Genomic DNA, 19,745 nt, shown 5'->3' with positions numbered 1-19,745 from the left:
TATAAAATGTCTTCTATATCTTTTACGACTTAGAATTCAGTGTTAAGGGTCGTACATTTGGTCGCCGCAGGGGCTGCGCTTCCGTATGGGCATATTGCTGAAGAGATTCCGGTTATGGTCGCTTTTGTAGTCGCCGTACTATCTAAACCGAGGAAACCAGCAAATGCGGTTTTATTATTGTTTGTAATCGCAGTTACGCAAGCTACGTCTCCAGCTCCAGCTGCAAGCAGTCCTAAGGATTGAGTAGCTGATGCCAACTTTGTTTGCTCTAAAGTCAATACCTTGAGAGCAAGTATTTCTGCTGGGCTAAATCCTAAGAGTGTCAGTTGTGAATTAGTAGCCGATAACACGCCCAATGCTTCTACTCTAAGATCAGAGATAGGGAAGGGTTTAAATCCCGCAACAAGAGCGTCAAAAGTTGCCTGTGTAGTTGCGAGAATGTTGTTTTTCGAATTTGCAATGGCATTGTTTGTTGCAGCAGAACAGTTCAAAGAGGCAGAAAGTGCGCTGACTGCATCGGAATTAGCGGTTTGAATTACTTTGTAAGAAGCCAGATCGCTACCGATAAGTGTTGCCTGGTTGCATCCACCCTTTGGGACAGCAGAAAGGGTGGCGATGTAGGTAGTCGCATTTACCTTGAGCACTTGAGCACAATTGCCGGAGGTTTGGTCAACGAAAAATGCAAGCGCCGCAATGGTCGTTGTATCGTCATCTTCCTTGGGTTTACAAGCGGTTATGGCAATAGCGAGCATCATAACTGCTGCCAGTTGAATCATCTTTTTATTCATGAAAATTTTCTCCTATAGATTTGCACTAACAGAAGTTGAGCTTATTAAATTTCAAATAAAAAACAAACTTAGCGACGAATTGATGTTAGGTTATTATAAAAATATTAGAATAATATAATACGATATTTAATTTATTATATAAGCGCATTTATTTGCATTTAGTTTTTCCAGAATGAGATACGGAATCATAATTCGATATTATTTTGGGGCGATGCGGCTCTTAGTTTACCGAATTAGATGTATAGAGTAACGGTATCATATAACGTTACTTATGGACGAGTCTGAATACCCTTCAGAAATGGATTGTTTGTTCACGTTAATTTTATTCCCTGAATGAAGACTGAAAAAAGTGAATTTTCTTTTTATCTTCTATTCTTGAGGAGCTTGCTTGAAATTGTATTTCTCAGAGAATATTTTCAAACCCAGTCGTATTTTTTCTTGAAGAGTTCGTAGATTTGGCTCCAGCTGCATTTCTAAAATGCGCTTACGCTAAAGTTGGATGAGGCGCTCCAGATATTTGATCTCTCTGAGGTTTTCGAACTTTGGTAATCCGATGTTCGATGACTTCATTTCTCTTATTGAATGAGGGCCGATCGCTCCTGGAATTTTGTCCGGAAAGCACTTCTAATCAATATGTATGGATTTTTTTTCGAATTTCGTATTGTGCTAACGAAACTATCCCAATGCTTTTTCGAAAAAACGAGTACCAGCCCGACTTTTCGGTAAATACCTCGCTATATATTCTTAGCTCACCAAAGGTTTTATGATTTGAGCCTTGCGTCTGACCTTTGTGGAATCTTTCTAAGTGTTAGAGTCGCTGCAAAGATCCACCGCAATCGGAAGTCTGGTCTTTGTATACGCGAAAAGTTTTAAACCGAAATCCGGTTTTTCAAAGGTTTTTTACAATTTCGAAATCTTATTTTGGTTTTGTTGAAGAGATTTAGAAACTTGGAATTCTATCGAGTGCAAAGAGATTCGGTCGAGAAGAGAAAGTTGAATCGGTGTTATTTCAGAAAGTGAAGAATTTAAAAATGACCGATCCTCGTTTTCTTACATTGAAAAAGGAATTATGGCTTTCCAAGTTTCATCGGGAATGAGAAGCGGGTGAAGCGCCCAAGACTGTGGAGATGGTAATGGCTGGACCTTGAGAAGTGGAATTCGTTTTCCTTTTTTGAAAACTTGACCGATTGTATCCGGATTCTCACTGAAAGTATCAGGGATCGCGTCCTGATTCGTATCGATCTCGATTCTTTTCATTGGATAGATCCAGATGTCTATTTTTTGATCTTTATCGGAATCGATTTCAATTCTGGCTACGATTCCTGAGTTCACCTTAGGTTTTGCAAATCGGTTGTAGTATTGTGTAGTTTCGAAAAATCCGTCTTGGTCTCGGTCATCTTTTTCGATGAGTTTTAAATTTCCGGGCCCGAACCAGATCTTAATATCCACCTTCAAAGGGTCTTTCGATGCGATTTCATTATAAAGGGATTGGAATGCTTTTGGATCCTTAGGATCCATTTTTAACCACATCCAGTCGTCAGGAACATCTTTTTGTTTTTCAAAGGTTTCCATAAAAATGGATACATTCGAGTCGCGTTTCGTATAAAGTATGTTGTCAATTTTTCCGTCTTTGTTTTGATCCATCAGTTGTTTTGACTGGAAAATTGCAATAGAGAGGGAAGAATCCAGGACGCGATCAAAAGAAGAAATTTTTTTGAAAACTTAAAAACCGACCAAAAAGTATTATGATACGAAAACAAAGGTCACCCGTTTCGGGATGACCTTTGTCTCTCTGGATCAAAAGAAAACTTTCGATTAGAATTGAGTGCTCAGGGTTGCACAAGTAGTATTCGTCGGAGAAGCGCTTCCGTATGTACAAGTATTGATCAATGGAAGTGTTGTGATGGTTGCTTTTGTAGTCGCATTGGCATCCACACCTCTCACGCCCGCGTAATCCGCCCTTATTTTATTTGTTGTAGCAGTAACACAAGCAGTGTCACCTGCTGCAGCCGCCGCTTGACCAAGTAAGGATAGGGGAATGAGGTTTCTGTAAGCGTCTAATCCGATTACTTTAAGCGCAAGAATTTCAGCTTGAGAAAATCCCAAAGGAGAAAGTGCCGTATTTAAAGCTACGATTCCTTCCACTCTTAAGTCCGCGATTGGGAAGTATCTTGTTCTTTCTGCGTTAGTATCAAAAGTAGTCTGAGCAGCTGCGGTGGAGTTTGCGGTCGCAACAGCTTCTTTTGAAGTGGTGAGTCTTGCGCTTGTGCTAGCGTTACATGAGAGGGAGGTAGCGATGGTTTGAGCGGTATCGTAGTTCGCTTGGGCAATTAACGTGTTTGCCGCAAGAGTGGTCCCTGCAAGTGTCGCTTGGTTACATCCACCCTTTGGAATTACGGTCAAACTTGCCGTATACAAAGTTGAATTTGTTCTAGATACGATCGCACAGTTTCCGGTAGTTTGGTCCAGCAGAAAGAGCAGAGCCGTAGTTGTGTTGTCATCGTTATCTTTTGGTTTACAAGCCGCAAATGCAACAGTGAGTGCCACAATCGCCGCTAGTTTCATGATGTTATTTTTCATGTAGAAGGTTTCTCCTATTTATTTCCACCAACCACAGAATGTATGGTTATTTTTTGAATTGTTATTTGGTTGTGTGTTAAATTAATATTACATATTTATAAAGTGATTAGATTTCGTTTAATAAATACGAATTAGTGATTTATCATTGATATTCTTTTTATAAGTTATTTCTACATTTGGAAAGTAGTCTTGCTGATGAATCCATATTTTACTTTTAAGAAGCTATATTCTCTCCTGAAGTTGAATGTGTTCCGGAAAAGGAAGGATTTTTGTCTCGAGATGCAAAATCGGTTTCTATTTCCCTCGTAAATGAAATCGAATTTTATCATTCAGTTCCATACTTATCGATGTAGAAGATCGATCCCCATTTGTGTTTTATAAAAACAAAATCCAAATATTTTAAGGAACGTGTTTCGCTTTCCTAGGACCAAACGATGGTCTGAGTTATCAGAACTGTTCTATCGAAATCCGATGCATCGGCTGTAGTTAATCTCAAAATTTCATCTTTTGTACAGATGTTTCCTCGTGTTACCCAGGGGTGATCAAAGAGCCCTGTTTACTCATGATTTTTTTAAATGTTCTGGATATTTCTATAGCCTTGCGTTAGTTGCAATTGTATCGTATTGTATTCGATGTTAGAGAAATTTTAACACGATCAACCGAGCAATGATTTTTTGCAAAAACCGCACTGACCGGATGTGAGAGTTTAGATTGGGAGATCGAGAGCTGATTGCATCCGACTTTTGGACTTTCAAGGATAGAATTTGTTTCTTGGAAGCCTCGATTGGAAGTTCGGGAAACTCGCGGATTTTCACTGATCTTTCCTCGCTGCCCCGTCCGTCGAAAAGTGAAAAAGTATAATCGGGAGCCCGTTTCTGGATGTATCGATGGAAAGTGATTTCAGCCTTTGGGTCGGGAAGGGTTTTACAAAATAGAGGGTTGATTCTCGAGAGATCCCAAATGGAAAATCAATTTCTGAACATGAACGTTGTTTCGAAATGTTGAATGAATTTTCCGTAAAATATTTTCTTCGACGAGCGGTATTTGTGGAAAAACGTTTCGGGAAAAAAATATAGTAAGATTTTCTTTCGATCAATAAATTACGTCCTAAATCTAAAAGTTCTTGGAATTCTCATTCTTCTATGAAAGATTCACCGGGCGATGATAAATGCCCACGATAAAGAAACCTATTCTTCTTATTTAGAACTCGAGATCAATTCTACATTACAAAAAGTCAGTTTCTATTCTTTCATTTTAGGAACAACTTCGGCAGTAGCTCTTATTTGGATGCAAAGACAGGAAATTGTCTTTCAGATGCAGGTCCCGATTTTATGGACCACCATCGGAGGTGTTGTGTCCTTTTTCTTTTATCTTCTTGCAAAATTCAAAAAGGCAAAAGGGTCTCGGATTTACGTCGTAATCTTATTCTATTCCACACTTCCGGGAATTTTGTATCTTCTCGCCGAAGTCTATCTTCCGTTAGGCGCCGCAACTTATATCACCGGTCCCGCCTCCTATCTTTATTTTTTTATGGTGATCCTTTCCGGTTTCGCATTGAATGAAAGGCTGTCGATTCTTTCCGGTTCGTATTGCGGATTTCAATATCTTGCTTTCTATCTTATCTCGAGGGATGGAATATCAGAGATTCATTCCAAAGACGTTCTCCAGTGGCATGATCTTACCGATCCTCCGATCTATTTTTTTAAATCGATGATGATGATTTTTTCAGGCATCGTGGTCGGCGTTCTTGTGAGAAACACAAAACGTCTTCTTTCCGAAGTTCTCGAAAGAGAAAAAGAAAAATCCAATATATCCAGGCTCTTCGGACAATTTGTTTCGGAAGAAGTAAAAGAAAAATTGTTAAGCGAAGGGGTTACGGACCGCACTGAAAAGAAAAAAGTTCTCGTTCTCTTTTCCGATCTAAGGTCGTTTACGTCTTTGAGCGAAAAGTCCGATCCTGATCGATTGATTCTCCAACTGAACGAATACTTTGACCGAATGGCGGATTGTATCACGAGAAACGGCGGAACCATCGACAAATTTATCGGAGACGCGATCATGGCGGTATTCGGCGGATTGGTGGAAGTCGACTCCCCTGCGGACGCCGCTTTACGAACGTCTCAAGAGATGCAGAGGGAATTGGAAGTTCTCAACAATGAATGGAGTCTTTCTCGATTTCCGATCTTAGAATCCGGCATCGGCCTTCATTATGGAGAAGTCGTTCAAGGCGCAATCGGTTCTAAAAATCGTTTGGATTTCACCGTTATAGGAGACAGTGTGAATATCGCTTCGAGGATCGAAGGCCTTTGTTCTTCTCTTCAGGAGAAAGTTCTTTTTTCCTCCGCCGTTTACGAACTTCTTTCCGAAGAAAATCGAAAACAATGCAGATCGCTTGGAAAATTCAAAGTGAAAGGAAGAGAAACTGAAATTGATTTATATAGTTTGAATATTCATTGACCGTTTCGTTTTACAAAGCAGAATATCATTTCACAATCGGAACCCGATTTTTTTAGAACGAGTATGAAACACAAACTCTTGCAGAACTCTTTTTTTCATCGGAAAACCTTCTTTCCGATTCGAATTTTCGGATAAGAATATGAAAATTCCGAGGATCTGTTCTTCGATTTTTATTTTTATTTTTCTTTCCTGTTCTTGGATGGAATCGATTCCGTTCCCAAAGGCGGAAAAAGGAGTTCTCGATCTCACCGGATGGAACTTCGATGAAAACGGACCGGCGCTTCTTGAAGGAGAATTTCGATTTTTATGGAAACATTTTTCGCAGGAACCCTGGACTGAAAATTCTACCTTTGCAACGGTTCCGAAGTCCTGGGTGAAATTCGAAAATGTTGATGGAAATAAATTTTCATCCGAAGGTTATGCCACTTATCTTCTAAGAATAAAACTTCCCGATTCACTCGTCGGACAAGAATTAGCTCTTCAATCCGATATTTCCGAGACGGCGTATGAAATTTCTATCAATTCAAAAAGGCTGGGATCGGTTGGAACTGTAGGAGAAAGTTCGGAAAGTTCAAGACCGGAGTGGAACAAAAAGATTTTTTCATTCTTAAATTCCGAAAAGGAGCTTGATCTAAAAATTCTCATCTCGAATTTTCACCACGCGAGGGGAGGTTTGACAGGAAAGTTTTTTATAGGTAAAAGCGCATCCATTCAATCGATCCGTGAGAAAAGACTTACGATCGAAGTTTTCGTCTTCGGAAGTTTGGCGATCATGGCTCTTTATCATCTTACGTTATTCTATCTTCGTAGGGAGGAAAAGTCGGTCCTGTTTTTCGGGCTTCTTTGTTTAGTTTATTGTTTTCGTGCGATCAGTACGGGGGAGAATCTGATTCAAATTCTTATACCGGGTCTGGACTATTCGATCCACAGCAAGATCGTGTATCTTTCTTTTTATTTGACAGTTCCCATCTTCGCCGCGTTTTTTCGTTCCTTATTTCCTTCCGAACTCAACGAATATTTTTATTATGGAATTCTTTCTTTCGGAGGCCTTGCTTCCGTTATCGTTTTGATCACTTCCCCTTCTTTTTTTACGGGGACTATCGACGTATATTACGCTTTTACGTTTCTCACTTTTTTTTACGGGTTTTATATTCTAACGCTCGCGATCGTAAGAAAACGAAGCGGAGCCGTTCTTTTATTAAACGGTATGTTGATATTTTTTCTGGTTACTGTTCACGATACCCTTTACAATAAAAGAATCATCAACACTGGGTATTTTTCTCCGATCGGTTTATTGGCGATGCTTTTTACCCAGGCGTATTTACTGGCGCGCCGGTATTCCCAGGCTTTCGGTGCTATCGTCGATTTAACGAATTCATTAAATAAAACGAATACTTCCTATGGCTTGTTCGTTCCAAGGGAATTTTTGAAAATTCTCAACGAGAATAGTTTCATAGATGTCAAGTTAGGCGACGTCGCGGAAGAGGAGATGACGATTCTTTATAACGAGATCCGGCCTTCTCAGTCGATTTCCGATCAAACTTCGGCAAAGGAGAATTTCGAGTTTATCAATTCTTATCTCGGAAAAGTTGGCCCCTTGATCCGGGATAAAAACGGCTTTATCGATAAGTATTTTGGAGACGCCTTTCTGTCCTTGTTTTCTCAGAAGACGGAAGACGCTCTTGACAGTGCGATTGAAATCCAAGGTATATTAAGAGAAATTAATGTGCAGAGAGTCGGGAACGGAAGAGAGGCCGTTCGCGTGGGAACCGGTCTTCATCGCGGCCCGATCGTTTTGGGAACGATCGGAGAATCGGAACGAATGGAAGGCGCCGTGATTTCAGCTTCGGTGACGCTTGCGACTCGAGTGGGACAACTGTGTCGTCTGTTCGATTCTTCCATTTTAATCACGGATCATGTACTTTTTAATTTGGAAAATCCGGAAAAATATCGGATGAGGGTATTGGATCGGATTCAACTCAAAGGTCATAATTCTATCGTAACCATTTTAGAAGTTTTTAATGGACAACCGGATTCTCTTCTGAATCTTTTTATGGATACAAAAGAGGAATTTGAAAGAGGAATCGCACATTTTAGACAAAGAAATTTCGAGGAAGCCTGCGTTGTGTTCAATCGGGTATTGGAAAGAAATAAATTAGATCAACCCGCTCGTTGGTATCTCGAAAAATCGATCCATTACTGTAGATTCGGATCTCCCAGCAATTGGGACGGGATCACCGTATTGGACGTATGAGGATATTTCCGTAATTCGAAAGACATATTTATTTTTTAAGAATGGAATTATAACTCGCTAAAAAACTCCATTCAAAGAAAGTAAAGAACCTGATCCTCAATATTCTTATTGACCAAGAGGAAGAGTGCGAAGGAGAATCAAGAAAACCTCCTATGATTTTATTTAGATTTTACCAAAAGAAGGTTTTGTTTTTTCTCGGTCTGATTTTTGTTTTGAGTCAATGTCTGACCGAAACTGAACGTCCTCAGGCATCCGCCGTATCGGGAGTATTGGATCTATCCGCTTGGAATTTTGAAGAGGGCCCCGTGGCTTTGCAGGGGGATTGGATCTTTCGTTGGAATGAATTCTCCGAAAATCAGGATGTTCAATCCGAAAAAAACCGTATCATGCCCGTTCCAAAGGCTTGGACTCGGATTCAAACTCCGGAGGGAAACAACTATCCGGGGACCGGAATCGCAACATATTTTTTGAAAGTGATTTTACCTCCGAGTCAAGATCCTAGAAAGTTCGCTCTTCTTGCCGAAACTTCCGAAACGGCTTACGAGATTTGGATCGACGGTAAAAAAATCGGATCTCATGGAGTTCCCGGAAGAACGCAGGATACTTCGATCCCAGAATGGAATGTAAGGGTGATTCCATTTCAAATTCATAAAAACGAATTTCAGATTCGAATCCCTCTTTCGAATTTTTATCACGCGAGGGGTGGTCTTACCGCAAGATTAATTTTCGGAAACGAAGATCAAGTCATTCGTTTGAGAGAAAGAAGAATGACTATGGACGTTTTTCTTTTCGGTTTTCTCGCGGCGATGGCGTTATATCATTTTACCCTTTATTTTTTGAGAAAAAAAGACGCCGCTCTTTTGTATTTCGGAATCATCTGTTTTGTCTTTTGTTTTCGAGAACTCAGCACAAGCCAGAATCTCATTCAAGTTATTTTTCCGGGCATCAATTACCATCTTCACATGAGAATTGTCTATCTCAGTTTTTATTTGATTCCGCCGCTTGCCACCGCCTTTTTGCGGGCTTTGTTTCCGGATGAAGTTAAAAAGGAAATACATTACGCAGTGGTTTTTATAGCCTCGATTTTTTCCTTGATCGTAATTTCGCAGGATCCGGTTCTTTTTACGGGAACGATCGAATACTATTACGTTTTTACATTCCTATGTTTTGCTTTCGGATTTTACGTTTTGATTTTTGCGTTGATTCGAAAAAAACCGGGATCGGTTTCGATTCTGATCGGATTATTTCTTTTCTTTTTAGCGTATAGTCAGGATATTTTTTACAATAAAAGAATCATTCCTACTTTTATTTTAGCGCCTTTTGGTTTGATCGCGTTTATCTTTTCCGAAGCCTATCTTCTCGCAAAAAGATATTCCCTTGCGTTCGACGCGGTGGAAGAGATGTCCGAAAGTCTGAAAAAGGTAAATTCTTCCTACGGACTTTTTGTACCAAGAGAGCTTTTGAAAATATTAAATAAACATGATATATTTGATATCAAACTCGGAGATACGGTGGAAGAAGAGATGAGTCTTCTCTACAACGAAATTCGCGCGTTTTCGGATATCTCTGAGAAGATGAACGGAAAGGAGAATTTCGAATTCATCAATTCTTTTTTAGGAAAGGTGGGGCCGATCATTCGAGAACGAGACGGGTTTATCGACAAATATTTCGGAGAGGCTTTTTTGGCGTTATTCCCGCCTGAGCCGGAGAAGGCGTTGGACAGCGCGATCGAGATTCAGAGAATTTTAAGGGATTTTAATCGGGAAAGAATCGCCAATGGAAAGGATCCGGTTCGTTCCGGAACCGGAATTCACACGGGACCGATTTTGTTGGGGACGATCGGTGAGGCGGAAAGAATGGAGAGTACGGTAATTTCCTCTTCAGTAAGTGTTGTCACCAAAATAGGTCAGCTCAGTCGCACTTATGAATCTTCTCTGCTGATCACGGATTCCACCTTATTTCGCTTAACAAATTCCTCCAAATATCATTATCGGGTTGTGGATCGAATTCAGATCCGAGATCAGAAAACGGTTCACACGGTTTTGGAAGTTTTTAACGGCCTCTCCGAAAACTTAATCGATTCTTATATGAACACTAGGGAAGAATTTGAACGTGGAATTCTTATGTTTAGGGAAAAGCATTTCGAAGAGGCCTGCGTCGTTTTTAACCGAATTCTCGAAAAGAATCGTGCGGATCAGGCCGCGAGGGTATATCTGGAGAAGTCGGTGCATCATTGTAGATTCGGGGTTCCCGAAAACTGGCAGGGTGTGACTCTTCTTGGAGAATAGTCAAAATTTCTAATTTAGAATTTTATCATTGAATATTCTTGTTTCAAAATCGGATAAGAATTCTTCTTGAACCTTGGACTCGATCGCTCTTTCACTTCTGGATTCCCGCACTAAAGAAATCGCTTCGCTCGCACTCATTTTTGCCTTCCAAATCGAATAAGCCGCGGCGAGCGTTCCCGAACGTCCCAACCCTCCAACACAATGAATCAGAAGTTTTTCGTTTTTTGAGAGAGCCTCATCCATCCATTTCAAAACTGGAATCGTTTGTTCGAGCAAAGGTGCAGCTTGATCGAGGACCGGACAATAGTAAACGGTCAGTCCTCGGTTTTTGTATTCTTCTTTGAGATCTTTTACGCCATATTCCGCAAATTCGTTTTCCGTAAGAAGGCAGAGAACGTGAGTGATTTTTTCCTCCAGGATTGTTCGAACATCTTCAATCAAATTTCTTTCTCTGTCCTTTCTACCGGGAAGAATCGTGAGTCCGATCCGAGAAAGATTTTCGTTTGGAGAATCGGACCTGAGATAGTCGATTCTGAGAATTTTGGACCTTTGAATATATTCTCTGATTCCGGTAACACAAAGAGTTCCCGAGTAGAGGGCCCATTTTTTTTGCCAATCGTTGGACTCGTCGAAAGAAAGGGTATGCATCGCATAACGTAAGGCTCCCGTATGCAGCTGATATGGATCTCGATCCATTTTTATTAGAAAAGGGTAATACGATCTTAGATGAGCTATTACCGAATACGCTTTGTTGATCTTGGAGTGTTTCCACGGTTTTTTCGGTTCTGCGGGAAGCGGAACCCCAAGGTCCGGAACCTTGAGAAGAAGGTCGCTGAGTTCGATCGCTTCCTTCCATTCTTCTAAATTTTGAATTTTCGTGAAGATATAGAGAATGTCGTTTTCGAGCTTGATTAAGTCTTTAAGAATATGGCCTTTGTGAGTGTGAAAAAAATCGATCAACCAAACGTTATTCTGCGCATCCAAGATGATATTGGCGCCGTTCAGATCTCCGTGAATATAGGACGTGTAGTGTGAAACCGCCGCGTATTCTTTGAGATTGATCAGATCCGTTTCGTAAAATTTGCATATATTCTGGACCGTTACGCCGGATTCGATTTCGATCGTGTCTTCCGTCGCGGGTTTGCCCGTAATCAGCTCGACCCTTTTTCGAACCCCCGGCGCATATCTCGACTGAAAATCATAATATTCTAATAGATTTAGTTTTTCCTGAGAGGAAGCCTCGTAGAGTTTTGAGAGTTGTTTTAGAAAGACGATATCAAGAATCGTCTTTAGTCCTTGAACGTCGTCCGTAGAATCGAATGTTTTTTGAAATGTGCGGACGTTGCCTTCCAACATGGCCGCATAACGGTATTTGATTGCACCTCTGTCTTCCAATTCCGCGAAATCGACGATGGAGGGAGCGTTATTTCCTAAAACCTCTTCGATCCTTTCAAAGGAGATTCTTTCCCTTGCGATAAGATCGCGGGGGCCGATTTTGATTACGGAAGGAACTTGGCTGTGTCCTATATGATCCACGGACTTGGATTTTAATACGACGTTTCCCGAAAAACCGCCGTCCAGACATTTGAATTCAACTTCCTTACAATCTCTGAATAGATAGAGAAGAAGCTTTTCGTCGGTCGCGGCGACTTTGTAGTTTTCCTCGTATCGAAAATGATCCGAGGATATTCTGGAATGTGTGATTCTTTTTTCCAAATTCGGAACCGTTCCGTTTAAGAAAGAGGTAAAGGCTCCGATGGATGGAAAGATTTTTACCCCTAAAATTTCTTTCATCTGATCCAATGCTATGAAGTGCATTCCAATCGAAGAAGAGGCCGTAAGCGCGGAGCAAATCGCTATTTCCCATTCGGGATATCTTGTTTTGATATCATAGGCAAGAAATTGAACTTTGGCTTCCGTCCAAACTCCTGAAATTCCCACTTTTAAGGGACGTCCCTTTAGAGGTTCTAAAATTTCTTCCAGATTCGTCTGTACGAAGTCGTTTAACCCGGAGGCGTTTACAATTTGATGTCTTTTTTTTTGATCTTCTCGGATCCAGGACTCGAATACGAATTCGGCTCCCTTCGTATTTTGAATGCAGTGAGGTCCGAATTGGCCGAGATGATCCTTTTGAGAAGAATCCGAAATATCATGCCAGTCTCGAATATGAATGATCCAGAGATCGTTCGGATCGACCGCATACGCCCATTCGATCAGTGAATGAACCGGGCCATATTCGACCATTTCGCCCAACAATCGTTTTGCCTCTTGATAACCGACGTGCAGCGCATTCGGAAGCGGATCGTACTTTTCAAGAAGGGAAGTAAAATCGTTTTGAAGACATTGAGTCAGAAGAATCGCTTTTGGAATTTGCATCGGGTTCCGTTCAAGGGAATAATCGGAAGATTCTAAAGTCGGGATTCGTATTCTTTAAAAAAACGAACCTCGATCGTTCCGGTGGAATGAAGAATTTATATAGGGAAAGAAAAAAAGCAATTGGTTTTTTGAATCGTTCAAATGGCGAACCATTCTATGATTCAAAAGTAATAAACAAAAAAACCCCCGAGATCCTTTTCGGACTTCGGGGGCTTTACGAATTACCGATTTGGAAATTATTTTTTTCCTAATCCCGGTTTGTCCGCTCCCACTAGGATAGACATATTTCCAGCAGGATGTTTGTTTTCTTTCATCAATTGGTGAGAAGCTGCCGTCTCGTTCCATACAAAGGTTTTGGAAAGACAAGGATCGACTTTTTTCTCGATGACTAAGTCGTTGATACCTTTTGAGTTTTCATCGTTTGCAAAGTGAGAACCTTGAAGACGTTTTTGTCTCATCCAGAGATAACGTAAGTCAACGGTCGCGTTAAAACCGGTGGTTCCAGCACAGATGACAACCATACCTCCTGTTTCACAAACAAACATAGAAGTAGGGATCGTGGTTTCTCCCGGATGTTCGAAAACGATCTTCGGGTTATTTCCTTTTCCGGCTATGTCCCAGATCGCCTTTCCGAATTCGCGAGCGGCCTTTGTCCATTCTGCGAATTTTTCCATCTTGTTGATCTCGGAAGTCAAAGCTCCCCAGTGGTTGAACTTCTTACGGTTGATGACACCCGCGGCGCCTAACTTCATGCAGAAGTCGAACTTATCGTCTTCGGAAACGACTGCGATTGGAATTCCACCGGCGGCTTTTACGATTTGAATCGCCATTGCACCGAGTCCACCCGCTCCTCCCCAGATCAAAACGACGTCGTCTTTTTGTACGTCGTTCGGTTTCCAGTGATGGAGCATTCTATAAGCGGTCGCACCGACTAACATGTAAGCGGCGGCTTCTTCCCAAGAAAGGTGTTTCGGTTTTGGAAGACACTGATGGTCTTGCACTTTGCAGAATTGCGCGAAAGAACCCCAGTTCGTTTCGTATCCCCAGATCAACTGAGAAGGTGCGAACATTGGATCTTTTCCCGCTTTTACCCAAGGATCGTTTTTATCCCAGATTCCGCAGTGAAGAACAACTTCGTCTCCGACCTTTACATTCTTAACATCGGCGCCGACTTTATAAACGATACCGGATGCGTCGGATCCGCCGATATGAAACTTCTCAGGTTCACCTTTTTTGTTTCTTGCGCCGATTACATCTACGGGAAATCCGAGAGCGGCCCAAACATTGTTATAATTTACACCGGCGGCCATTACCGCGACGAGCACCTCGTCCGGAGCTATTTCTGGAACATCGATGAGTTCTTCCTGAATTGCTTTGATCGGATCTCCAAAACGTTCGGGACGAACGACCTGTGCATACATTTTTTTAGGAACCTGTCCCAAGGGTGGGAGGGTTCCGATTGGAACGGATTCAATTTGGCTCATGTGCACAGATTTCTGAACTTTGGTATTTCTTCTACACCAATTTTTAGGGGAGTTCCCGCGTTTTTTCGGAAGAATCAGTCTTGTTTACGGGAGTTCCTACATTTTTCGATAGAGGATCGCACTTGAAGTGAAGGGAACTGGAGGAGTTCCTACATTTCTCGATAAAGGATCGCACTTGAAGTGAAGGGAACCGGAGGAGTTCCTACATTTTTCGATAGAGGATCGCGCTCGAAGTGAAGGGAACCGGAGGAGTTCCTACATTTCTCGATAAAGGATCGCACTTGAAGTGAAGGGAACTGGAGGAGTTCCTACATTTCTCGATAAAGGATCGCGCTCGAAGTGAAGGGAACTGGAGGAGTTCCCGCAAAAAAAGGCCCTTTCGGAGAATTCCGAAAGGGCCTTTTCCTAACTAAGAGGGACCAAACTTACTTTTTCAAATGCGTGCGATCGAATTCACATTTTTTACTTTTTTACGTTGCTTCTATCAATTTGTCGTTTGGAAGTATTCTCCTTCTCCAGGGTGTGATTGGAGCTGAATTCTTTGAGCGTCCTATTTACGAAAGACCCGAGGCTGGAATCGTAGCGGTATTTTCCTAAAAACGTTTCCACCTTAGAAATCTGTCCTTTTTGAGAGATAGCGTAACTTCGAATCGCGAATTTTCGCACGGACTCGTGCTCGTTGTTGGCGGAAATTTTAGATTCTAAAAATTGGGAGTTCGTCTCGGAAGGATAGAATTGTAACAAATTCAAGGCTCTCGTTCTGATATAAACTCTGGTTCCGGATTCTTGAATGATCGCGATCAAATATGGGGAAGGATCCGCTTCGTAGATCTCTAAGTTTTTCTTTAGTTCGCTCAAGTCCTCCAAATGTCTCGTCCCGGATAAAACGGAGCGGATTTCGGAGAGTTTTTGCGGATCTAAGTTTCCCGCGGATAATGGTATAAAGAAAAACGTCAAAAGGATCCATGTGGTAATTATATTTTTCATATATTCTATTTTCCTAATTAATTCTAATAAACTAGAGGGTTAAGTCTTAAAACCCATCCTTGTTCTCCGGTGAGTTGTGTTTGTTGGGTCACCCCGTCCCCCGCCCAAAACATAAGATTCAAGGATCCGGAATCAAAAAAGCCCGTCCCGCTGCACTCGCTGATATCGACCCTTCCGTTCCCGTTCGTGTTTCTCGAGGACGTACAAAGCGGAGTTTCAATCAGAGGATCCATCGTATAATTCGGAGTACCCGCCCCGCTTTGACCTGCGCTTTCCACCGTGTGAAAGAGGCCTAGAAAGTGTCCCGCTTCATGCGCCATCGTATCTCCTAAGAAATTCTGATCTGCAACGCTAAGAATGGAACCGAGAGCGCCCGAAGAACGATGAGGTTCGATAAAGACCACCATCCCGGATTGAGGAGTTCCTTTGAGACCGACGGAACCGGGGATGCCGCCGGAAATTCCAAGAACACCTCCCACTTCCGTTTCTTCTCTTGCGATATAAAGATTTAATGCGACATCGGATTGAACGGAGGAAGTGGAAGAAAATAACTTTCCTAAACTTCCGTTCGTGTTATAGAAGTCGGTGGATAACGAAGCAAGACTTAGAAACTCCGCAGAATCCAACTCAGCCACGGTGAATTGAATATCTATCTTAACCGAGTCTTGGGAATAAATCGCTTTCCAGCGGTTGAGGGCGGTTTGTAAACCTGATTGTGTCGGATCCGGATAAGCCCGGGTATTTCCGTCTTTAATAAAGATTAGGTTCACGTTCAATTTCTTGCGGTTCGTCCAAATTTTGCTCATTCCATTTGTGCTGGAAGAACCGCCACTGGCAGAAAAGGATCGTTCGTCGGAATCCAGAGTTCTACAGTTTGTTATGATCGAAGCGCTTGCGTTGGTCGTTGCGGGATTTGTAGGAAAGTTAAAATCGACCGCGTTGATTTGGCCCGCGGAAAGAGTATTGTTAATGAACTTGTTCACGTAGTAGAATCCGTTGTAACCGTAAGGACTCATGGACGTTACCGTGAACACATTCCAACCTTCTCTTCCTTGATAGTTGCTTCCGTTCGAATCGTAGAATGTAGGGAAGACCGGTCTATAATCGGTGTTAGGATTTGTAAACGGATGATCCTGCTTTGTATAGAATATGGAGGAAGGTTTCGACGGAGACAAAGTATAAGTTTTAACGCTCGAATAAAAATAAGGGAGACCGCTGAAAGTCCATGCGGTCGCACTCGAGATCGTAAAGGAATTTTTTTCCATACAAGGCGCAACCGAAGTCGTCGGAGTTGTAGTCTTGCCTGATCCCGAACTTGTAGATCCGCCCATGAGTAAAAATAGGATCGGCGTAATATCGGAACCGCCCCCGCCGCCCGGACAATTGATAAACGAAGTGATGAGAACCAAACAAACTAGTAATTTTCTATTCTTCTTTTTCATATCGAACCTTTCTTTATTCATATCAGAATGCAAGTGAAGGACAGACAGGAATTCTCCGAAATTCTAAAAAAACATAAAATTATAAGATGACATTCTTGCGGACCGGCGTGTTTCGTAGGGAAATGAAATCGAAAGGAATTAAAATCGAAAGTAGAATAAAAAAATATTTCTTTAAAAATAAGAACATTATAACATTCGAAGCATGCACTTTTCATCTCTCTCCGATCTTCAAAAACAAATCTTTCATCGACCTTGGCCCTTACCGGAGACGAAACCGTTTATGGTTCAGTATTGGGAAGAATTGGCGTTCTTGCACTGGGAAGTCCCAAAGGAATTTTTAGAAGAGGTATTACCGAAGGAGTTGGAGGTTGATATTTTTGAAGGAAAAGCCTATATAGGATTGGTTCCTTTTCGAATGAAAGGAGTGAGGCCGATCTATCTACCACCTTTGCCTTGGATTTCTTATTTTCCGGAATTGAATGTTCGAACCTATGTGAAGAACGGCGAGAAACAAGGAGTTTACTTTTTTAGTCTGGACGCGGGCAATCGTCTAGTTGTCGAAATCGCAAGAAAGTTTTTTCATCTCCCTTATCTCAACGCGAAGATGTTTTTTCGAAGAGAGAAAGGCCAAAAAGAGTTTTTCTCTTCGAGAAAAGATGCTCGAGCCAAACCGGCTGAGTTTTATGCGAGATACGAACCGATCTCGGAAATCTACCAAACGAAAAGGGGCACGCTTGAGAATTGGCTTACTGAAAGATATTGTCTTTATTCAAAAGATCCAAAAGGAAGAATCTATAGAGGAGAAGTCCATCACATTCCCTGGCCGCTTCAAAAGGGGGAATGTAGGATTTATAAAAACGAGATTCTTCAAAGCTACGGTATTCCGATAGCGGGGGAGGATCCTCTGGTTCATTATTCCGATTCGATTCAGGTTTTACTCTATCCTCTGGTCCCTCTTTCCTAAAGAGATCCGTATCGGAAAGAATGGGCTTTCCTGTCCGAAAAACCACTACGACAAAAGGGTTAGTAAAAAAGGATTCGAGTCGAATTTTAAAATTTCAAAAAGAAATTTTATACAAAGGGTTCGAAAGAATTCTCTTTCTTCGTCTATTGATGCATCTTTCTGCAAAACGAATTTGTTGGGTCCAATTCCATTTTTTTGGAACTGAAAACGGTTAGAAAAGACAATCATAGAAATCGGAGAAACGAAGGCATGCTGGCACACTTAAGACCGGATCAGCTTTTTTGCAAAGACGAAGAGAAGGAACAGAGTTTAAAGACTTTGGGAATGATGCTTGAACTCTGCGAAAAGTGTTACGTTTTTGGAAAATACTTTTTAATCGACGAGTTCAATTCTGAAAAACATCCGTTTATCTTGAGGAAAGGTTTTGAACTCTTAGGAATTGGAATGGATTCCGAAAACGTTCGCAACATTCTGAAAGGTTATATTCTTTCCGGAGGTTACGAAGGAAGGGAGCTTTTGGATAGAATTATCATTCTCGAGGGAATGGAGACGATTCAGAAAGAACTGCATATATCCATTTTCTTAGAAAGAATCGCTTCCTATTTTGGGGAATCCTATCAGGAAAAATTTTGGAACTATGTGATGGCTAAAAGAAAGGAAATCGATACGATTCTCCTCAATGATTTTTACGCGGAGTTTTGTAACTCCAAACCTCAGATCGACTCCGATATTCTTTTGAGCCGCGCTTTTCATTCTCTTTCCCATAACGAACTCAAAGAACTCTTAAGACAAGTCAGCCTTCCCGATCTGGCCGGCGCACTGAGGAGTGTACGCGAGAAACTTGTAATTCAAGTTTTGGATTTTATGGACAGAGAATCTTCTCGCTGGTTGATGAAAGAACTCATGAAATCCGATGATTCTTATGACGGTTCCGAAAAAGTAAAGGAAGCCCAGTTGAAGATTCTCGGTTTGTTTGCTTCGAAACGGGAAATGAATCGAGACTTTTAGATTCGAAGCTCCGTAAAAAAAGGATTCTTTAGTTAGAGAATGATAAAAATACCGGGTGAAAGTCCCGGTTTTTTTTTGCAAATCGAAACGAGCCGAGTTCAATTTGTGAAAGAGATTACAATCTTTTTTGGGAGGTTTTTTAAGAATTCCTACTTAGAGTTTTTCTAAAACCTTAGAAGAAAGCGCTGAAGAACTTCTACGAATCCTATAATAAAACGCAGGAGCTCCCGTATATTATACGTCTCTGAAGCGGTTTATGAACTTTCTATGAGATGATTACCGTGACAAAACTTCCTCTATAGAATTTGTTTACCGTTGATTTGAAAAATTGCGTTCCAATTCTCTTGGAAAAAAAATTCCGAATCCATAAAATTCGAAATTGGATCTAAGAAACGATTTTCTCCAACTCCTTGCAGATAATTTTTGCAACCTTATAATTTCGATACCACTTCTTATCGGAAGGAATCAGATTCCATTCTTGCTCTTGATCCTTTTCATTAAAGATAGTTTCATAAGCGGCTCGATAGTCCTCCCAACGATCCTGAGTAACCTCGTCCGAAGGATCATATTTCCATTTTTTGTCGGGGTTGTTGATTCTTTCCTCGATTCTTTCTTTTTGTATTTCCTTCGAGATATGTAAGAAGAATTTCAAGATCAGTGTATTGTTTTCTTTTAAAAGATGTTTTTCGAAATTACGAATCGACTCCATTCTTTCTTTGATTCTTTTTTCCGGAAGATTTTTTTGAACGATGGGCATGATCACGTCTTCATAGTGAGAACGATTGTGAATATAGATCGTACCTTTCGAAGGAACGTATTTATGAATTCTCCAGAGAAAATCGTATTGAACTTCCTCCGAATTCGGTTTTGACCAAGCCTTTACCGAACATCCCTGAGGATTTAAACCGGCAAAAACGTGTTTGATCGTTCCGTCCTTCCCCGACGTATCCACTCCTTGTAAAAGAATTAGAACTGAATGTTCCTTTTTTGCGTATAACTTTTCCTGAAGTTTGTAAAGATCCTTAAGATATTCTTCAGTTTTGAGAAGGACTTCTTCCTTGTTTTTGTCGGCGGACGGAAGAGTGGAGACGTCTTTTAAGTTCATCTAAAAAGCCTG

General features: G+C 41.3%; 13 protein-coding genes. 5 read left to right on the top strand and 8 right to left on the bottom strand.

The window, feature by feature from the left end:
* Positions 1-29 precede the first annotated feature (29 nt).
* The 3 genes from JWG45_RS19495 to JWG45_RS19485 all read right to left on the bottom strand — a co-directional run bounded on the left by JWG45_RS19495 (position 30) and on the right by JWG45_RS19485 (position 3,353).
* Entirely contained in the window at positions 30-788 is a 759-nt protein-coding gene (locus tag JWG45_RS19495) for a hypothetical protein (protein WP_205281276.1), read from the bottom strand.
* 1,050 nt (positions 789-1,838) lie between these two features.
* A complete protein-coding gene (lsa25.6, locus tag JWG45_RS19490) occupies positions 1,839-2,432 on the bottom strand; it encodes an Lsa25.6 family adhesin (protein WP_205281275.1) in 594 nt (197 codons plus the stop codon).
* A 171-nt stretch (positions 2,433-2,603) separates the two neighbouring features.
* On the bottom strand, positions 2,604-3,353 hold the full coding sequence (locus JWG45_RS19485) for a hypothetical protein (protein WP_205281274.1): 750 nt from the start codon (positions 3,351-3,353) through the stop codon (positions 2,604-2,606).
* 1,176 nt (positions 3,354-4,529) lie between these two features.
* On the opposite strand from JWG45_RS19485, the gene JWG45_RS19480 reads away from it, so the two are divergent.
* The 3 genes from JWG45_RS19480 (at position 4,530) to JWG45_RS19470 (ending at position 10,367) form a co-directional block, all read left to right on the top strand.
* Complete coding sequence (locus JWG45_RS19480) at positions 4,530-5,825, top strand: adenylate/guanylate cyclase domain-containing protein (RefSeq protein WP_205281273.1); 1,296 nt, start codon at positions 4,530-4,532, stop codon at positions 5,823-5,825.
* A gap of 139 nt (positions 5,826-5,964) precedes the next feature.
* Positions 5,965-8,079: an adenylate/guanylate cyclase domain-containing protein gene (locus tag JWG45_RS19475; protein ID WP_205281272.1), complete on the top strand. Its 2,115-nt coding sequence runs from the start codon at positions 5,965-5,967 to the stop codon at positions 8,077-8,079.
* A 152-nt stretch (positions 8,080-8,231) separates the two neighbouring features.
* Positions 8,232-10,367: an adenylate/guanylate cyclase domain-containing protein gene (locus tag JWG45_RS19470; RefSeq protein WP_205281270.1), complete on the top strand. Its 2,136-nt coding sequence runs from the start codon at positions 8,232-8,234 to the stop codon at positions 10,365-10,367.
* A gap of 9 nt (positions 10,368-10,376) precedes the next feature.
* Here JWG45_RS19470 and JWG45_RS19465 read toward each other — a convergent pair whose 3' ends face one another.
* The 4 genes from JWG45_RS19465 to JWG45_RS19450 all read right to left on the bottom strand — a co-directional run bounded on the left by JWG45_RS19465 (position 10,377) and on the right by JWG45_RS19450 (position 16,656).
* Positions 10,377-12,743, bottom strand: coding sequence for an isochorismatase family protein (locus tag JWG45_RS19465; RefSeq protein WP_205281268.1), 2,367 nt, complete (start codon positions 12,741-12,743; stop codon positions 10,377-10,379).
* Between the two features lie 236 nt (positions 12,744-12,979).
* Entirely contained in the window at positions 12,980-14,227 is a 1,248-nt protein-coding gene (gene ccrA, locus JWG45_RS19460) for a crotonyl-CoA carboxylase/reductase (RefSeq protein WP_205281266.1), read from the bottom strand.
* 462 nt (positions 14,228-14,689) lie between these two features.
* Complete coding sequence (locus JWG45_RS19455) at positions 14,690-15,214, bottom strand: hypothetical protein (protein WP_205281262.1); 525 nt, start codon at positions 15,212-15,214, stop codon at positions 14,690-14,692.
* A gap of 23 nt (positions 15,215-15,237) precedes the next feature.
* Positions 15,238-16,656, bottom strand: a complete 1,419-nt coding sequence (locus JWG45_RS19450; protein ID WP_205281261.1) for a M43 family zinc metalloprotease — start codon at positions 16,654-16,656, stop codon at positions 15,238-15,240.
* A gap of 202 nt (positions 16,657-16,858) precedes the next feature.
* Here JWG45_RS19450 and JWG45_RS19445 point away from each other — a divergent pair, with 202 nt between their 5' ends.
* Complete coding sequence (locus tag JWG45_RS19445) at positions 16,859-17,620, top strand: YqjF family protein (protein ID WP_232380776.1); 762 nt, start codon at positions 16,859-16,861, stop codon at positions 17,618-17,620.
* Positions 17,621-17,869: 249 nt separating this feature from the next.
* Positions 17,870-18,628: an LIC10244 family PerRA/PerRB upregulated protein gene (locus tag JWG45_RS19440; protein WP_205281260.1), complete on the top strand. Its 759-nt coding sequence runs from the start codon at positions 17,870-17,872 to the stop codon at positions 18,626-18,628.
* Between the two features lie 385 nt (positions 18,629-19,013).
* Here the strand turns inward: JWG45_RS19440 and JWG45_RS19435 are convergent, their stop codons facing one another.
* Positions 19,014-19,733: a PPK2 family polyphosphate kinase gene (locus JWG45_RS19435; protein ID WP_205281259.1), complete on the bottom strand. Its 720-nt coding sequence runs from the start codon at positions 19,731-19,733 to the stop codon at positions 19,014-19,016.
* Positions 19,734-19,745: the final 12 nt, after the last annotated feature.

The organism is Leptospira ainlahdjerensis, from assembly GCF_016919175.1.
GTDB classification, from domain to species: domain Bacteria; phylum Spirochaetota; class Leptospiria; order Leptospirales; family Leptospiraceae; genus Leptospira; species Leptospira ainlahdjerensis.
Note: the sequence above shows the minus strand (reverse complement) of the source record. Positions and strands in the feature narration are given on the sequence as shown.

What these genes read in the sequence shown, in the direction of transcription:
- JWG45_RS19495 (WP_205281276.1), bottom strand. Translation starts at nt 788, where the DNA reads ATGAATAAAAAGATGATTCAACTGGCAGCAGTTATGATGCTCGCTATT.
- lsa25.6 (WP_205281275.1), bottom strand. Translation starts at nt 2,432, where the DNA reads ATGGATCAAAACAAAGACGGAAAAATTGACAACATACTTTATACGAAA.
- JWG45_RS19485 (WP_205281274.1), bottom strand. Translation starts at nt 3,353, where the DNA reads ATGAAACTAGCGGCGATTGTGGCACTCACTGTTGCATTTGCGGCTTGT.
- JWG45_RS19480 (WP_205281273.1), top strand. Translation starts at nt 4,530, where the DNA reads ATGATAAATGCCCACGATAAAGAAACCTATTCTTCTTATTTAGAACTC.
- JWG45_RS19475 (WP_205281272.1), top strand. Translation starts at nt 5,965, where the DNA reads ATGAAAATTCCGAGGATCTGTTCTTCGATTTTTATTTTTATTTTTCTT.
- JWG45_RS19470 (WP_205281270.1), top strand. Translation starts at nt 8,232, where the DNA reads ATGATTTTATTTAGATTTTACCAAAAGAAGGTTTTGTTTTTTCTCGGT.
- JWG45_RS19465 (WP_205281268.1), bottom strand. Translation starts at nt 12,743, where the DNA reads ATGCAAATTCCAAAAGCGATTCTTCTGACTCAATGTCTTCAAAACGAT.
- ccrA (WP_205281266.1), bottom strand. Translation starts at nt 14,227, where the DNA reads ATGAGCCAAATTGAATCCGTTCCAATCGGAACCCTCCCACCCTTGGGA.
- JWG45_RS19455 (WP_205281262.1), bottom strand. Translation starts at nt 15,214, where the DNA reads ATGAAAAATATAATTACCACATGGATCCTTTTGACGTTTTTCTTTATA.
- JWG45_RS19450 (WP_205281261.1), bottom strand. Translation starts at nt 16,656, where the DNA reads ATGAAAAAGAAGAATAGAAAATTACTAGTTTGTTTGGTTCTCATCACT.
- JWG45_RS19445 (WP_232380776.1), top strand. Translation starts at nt 16,859, where the DNA reads ATGCACTTTTCATCTCTCTCCGATCTTCAAAAACAAATCTTTCATCGA.
- JWG45_RS19440 (WP_205281260.1), top strand. Translation starts at nt 17,870, where the DNA reads ATGCTGGCACACTTAAGACCGGATCAGCTTTTTTGCAAAGACGAAGAG.
- JWG45_RS19435 (WP_205281259.1), bottom strand. Translation starts at nt 19,733, where the DNA reads ATGAACTTAAAAGACGTCTCCACTCTTCCGTCCGCCGACAAAAACAAG.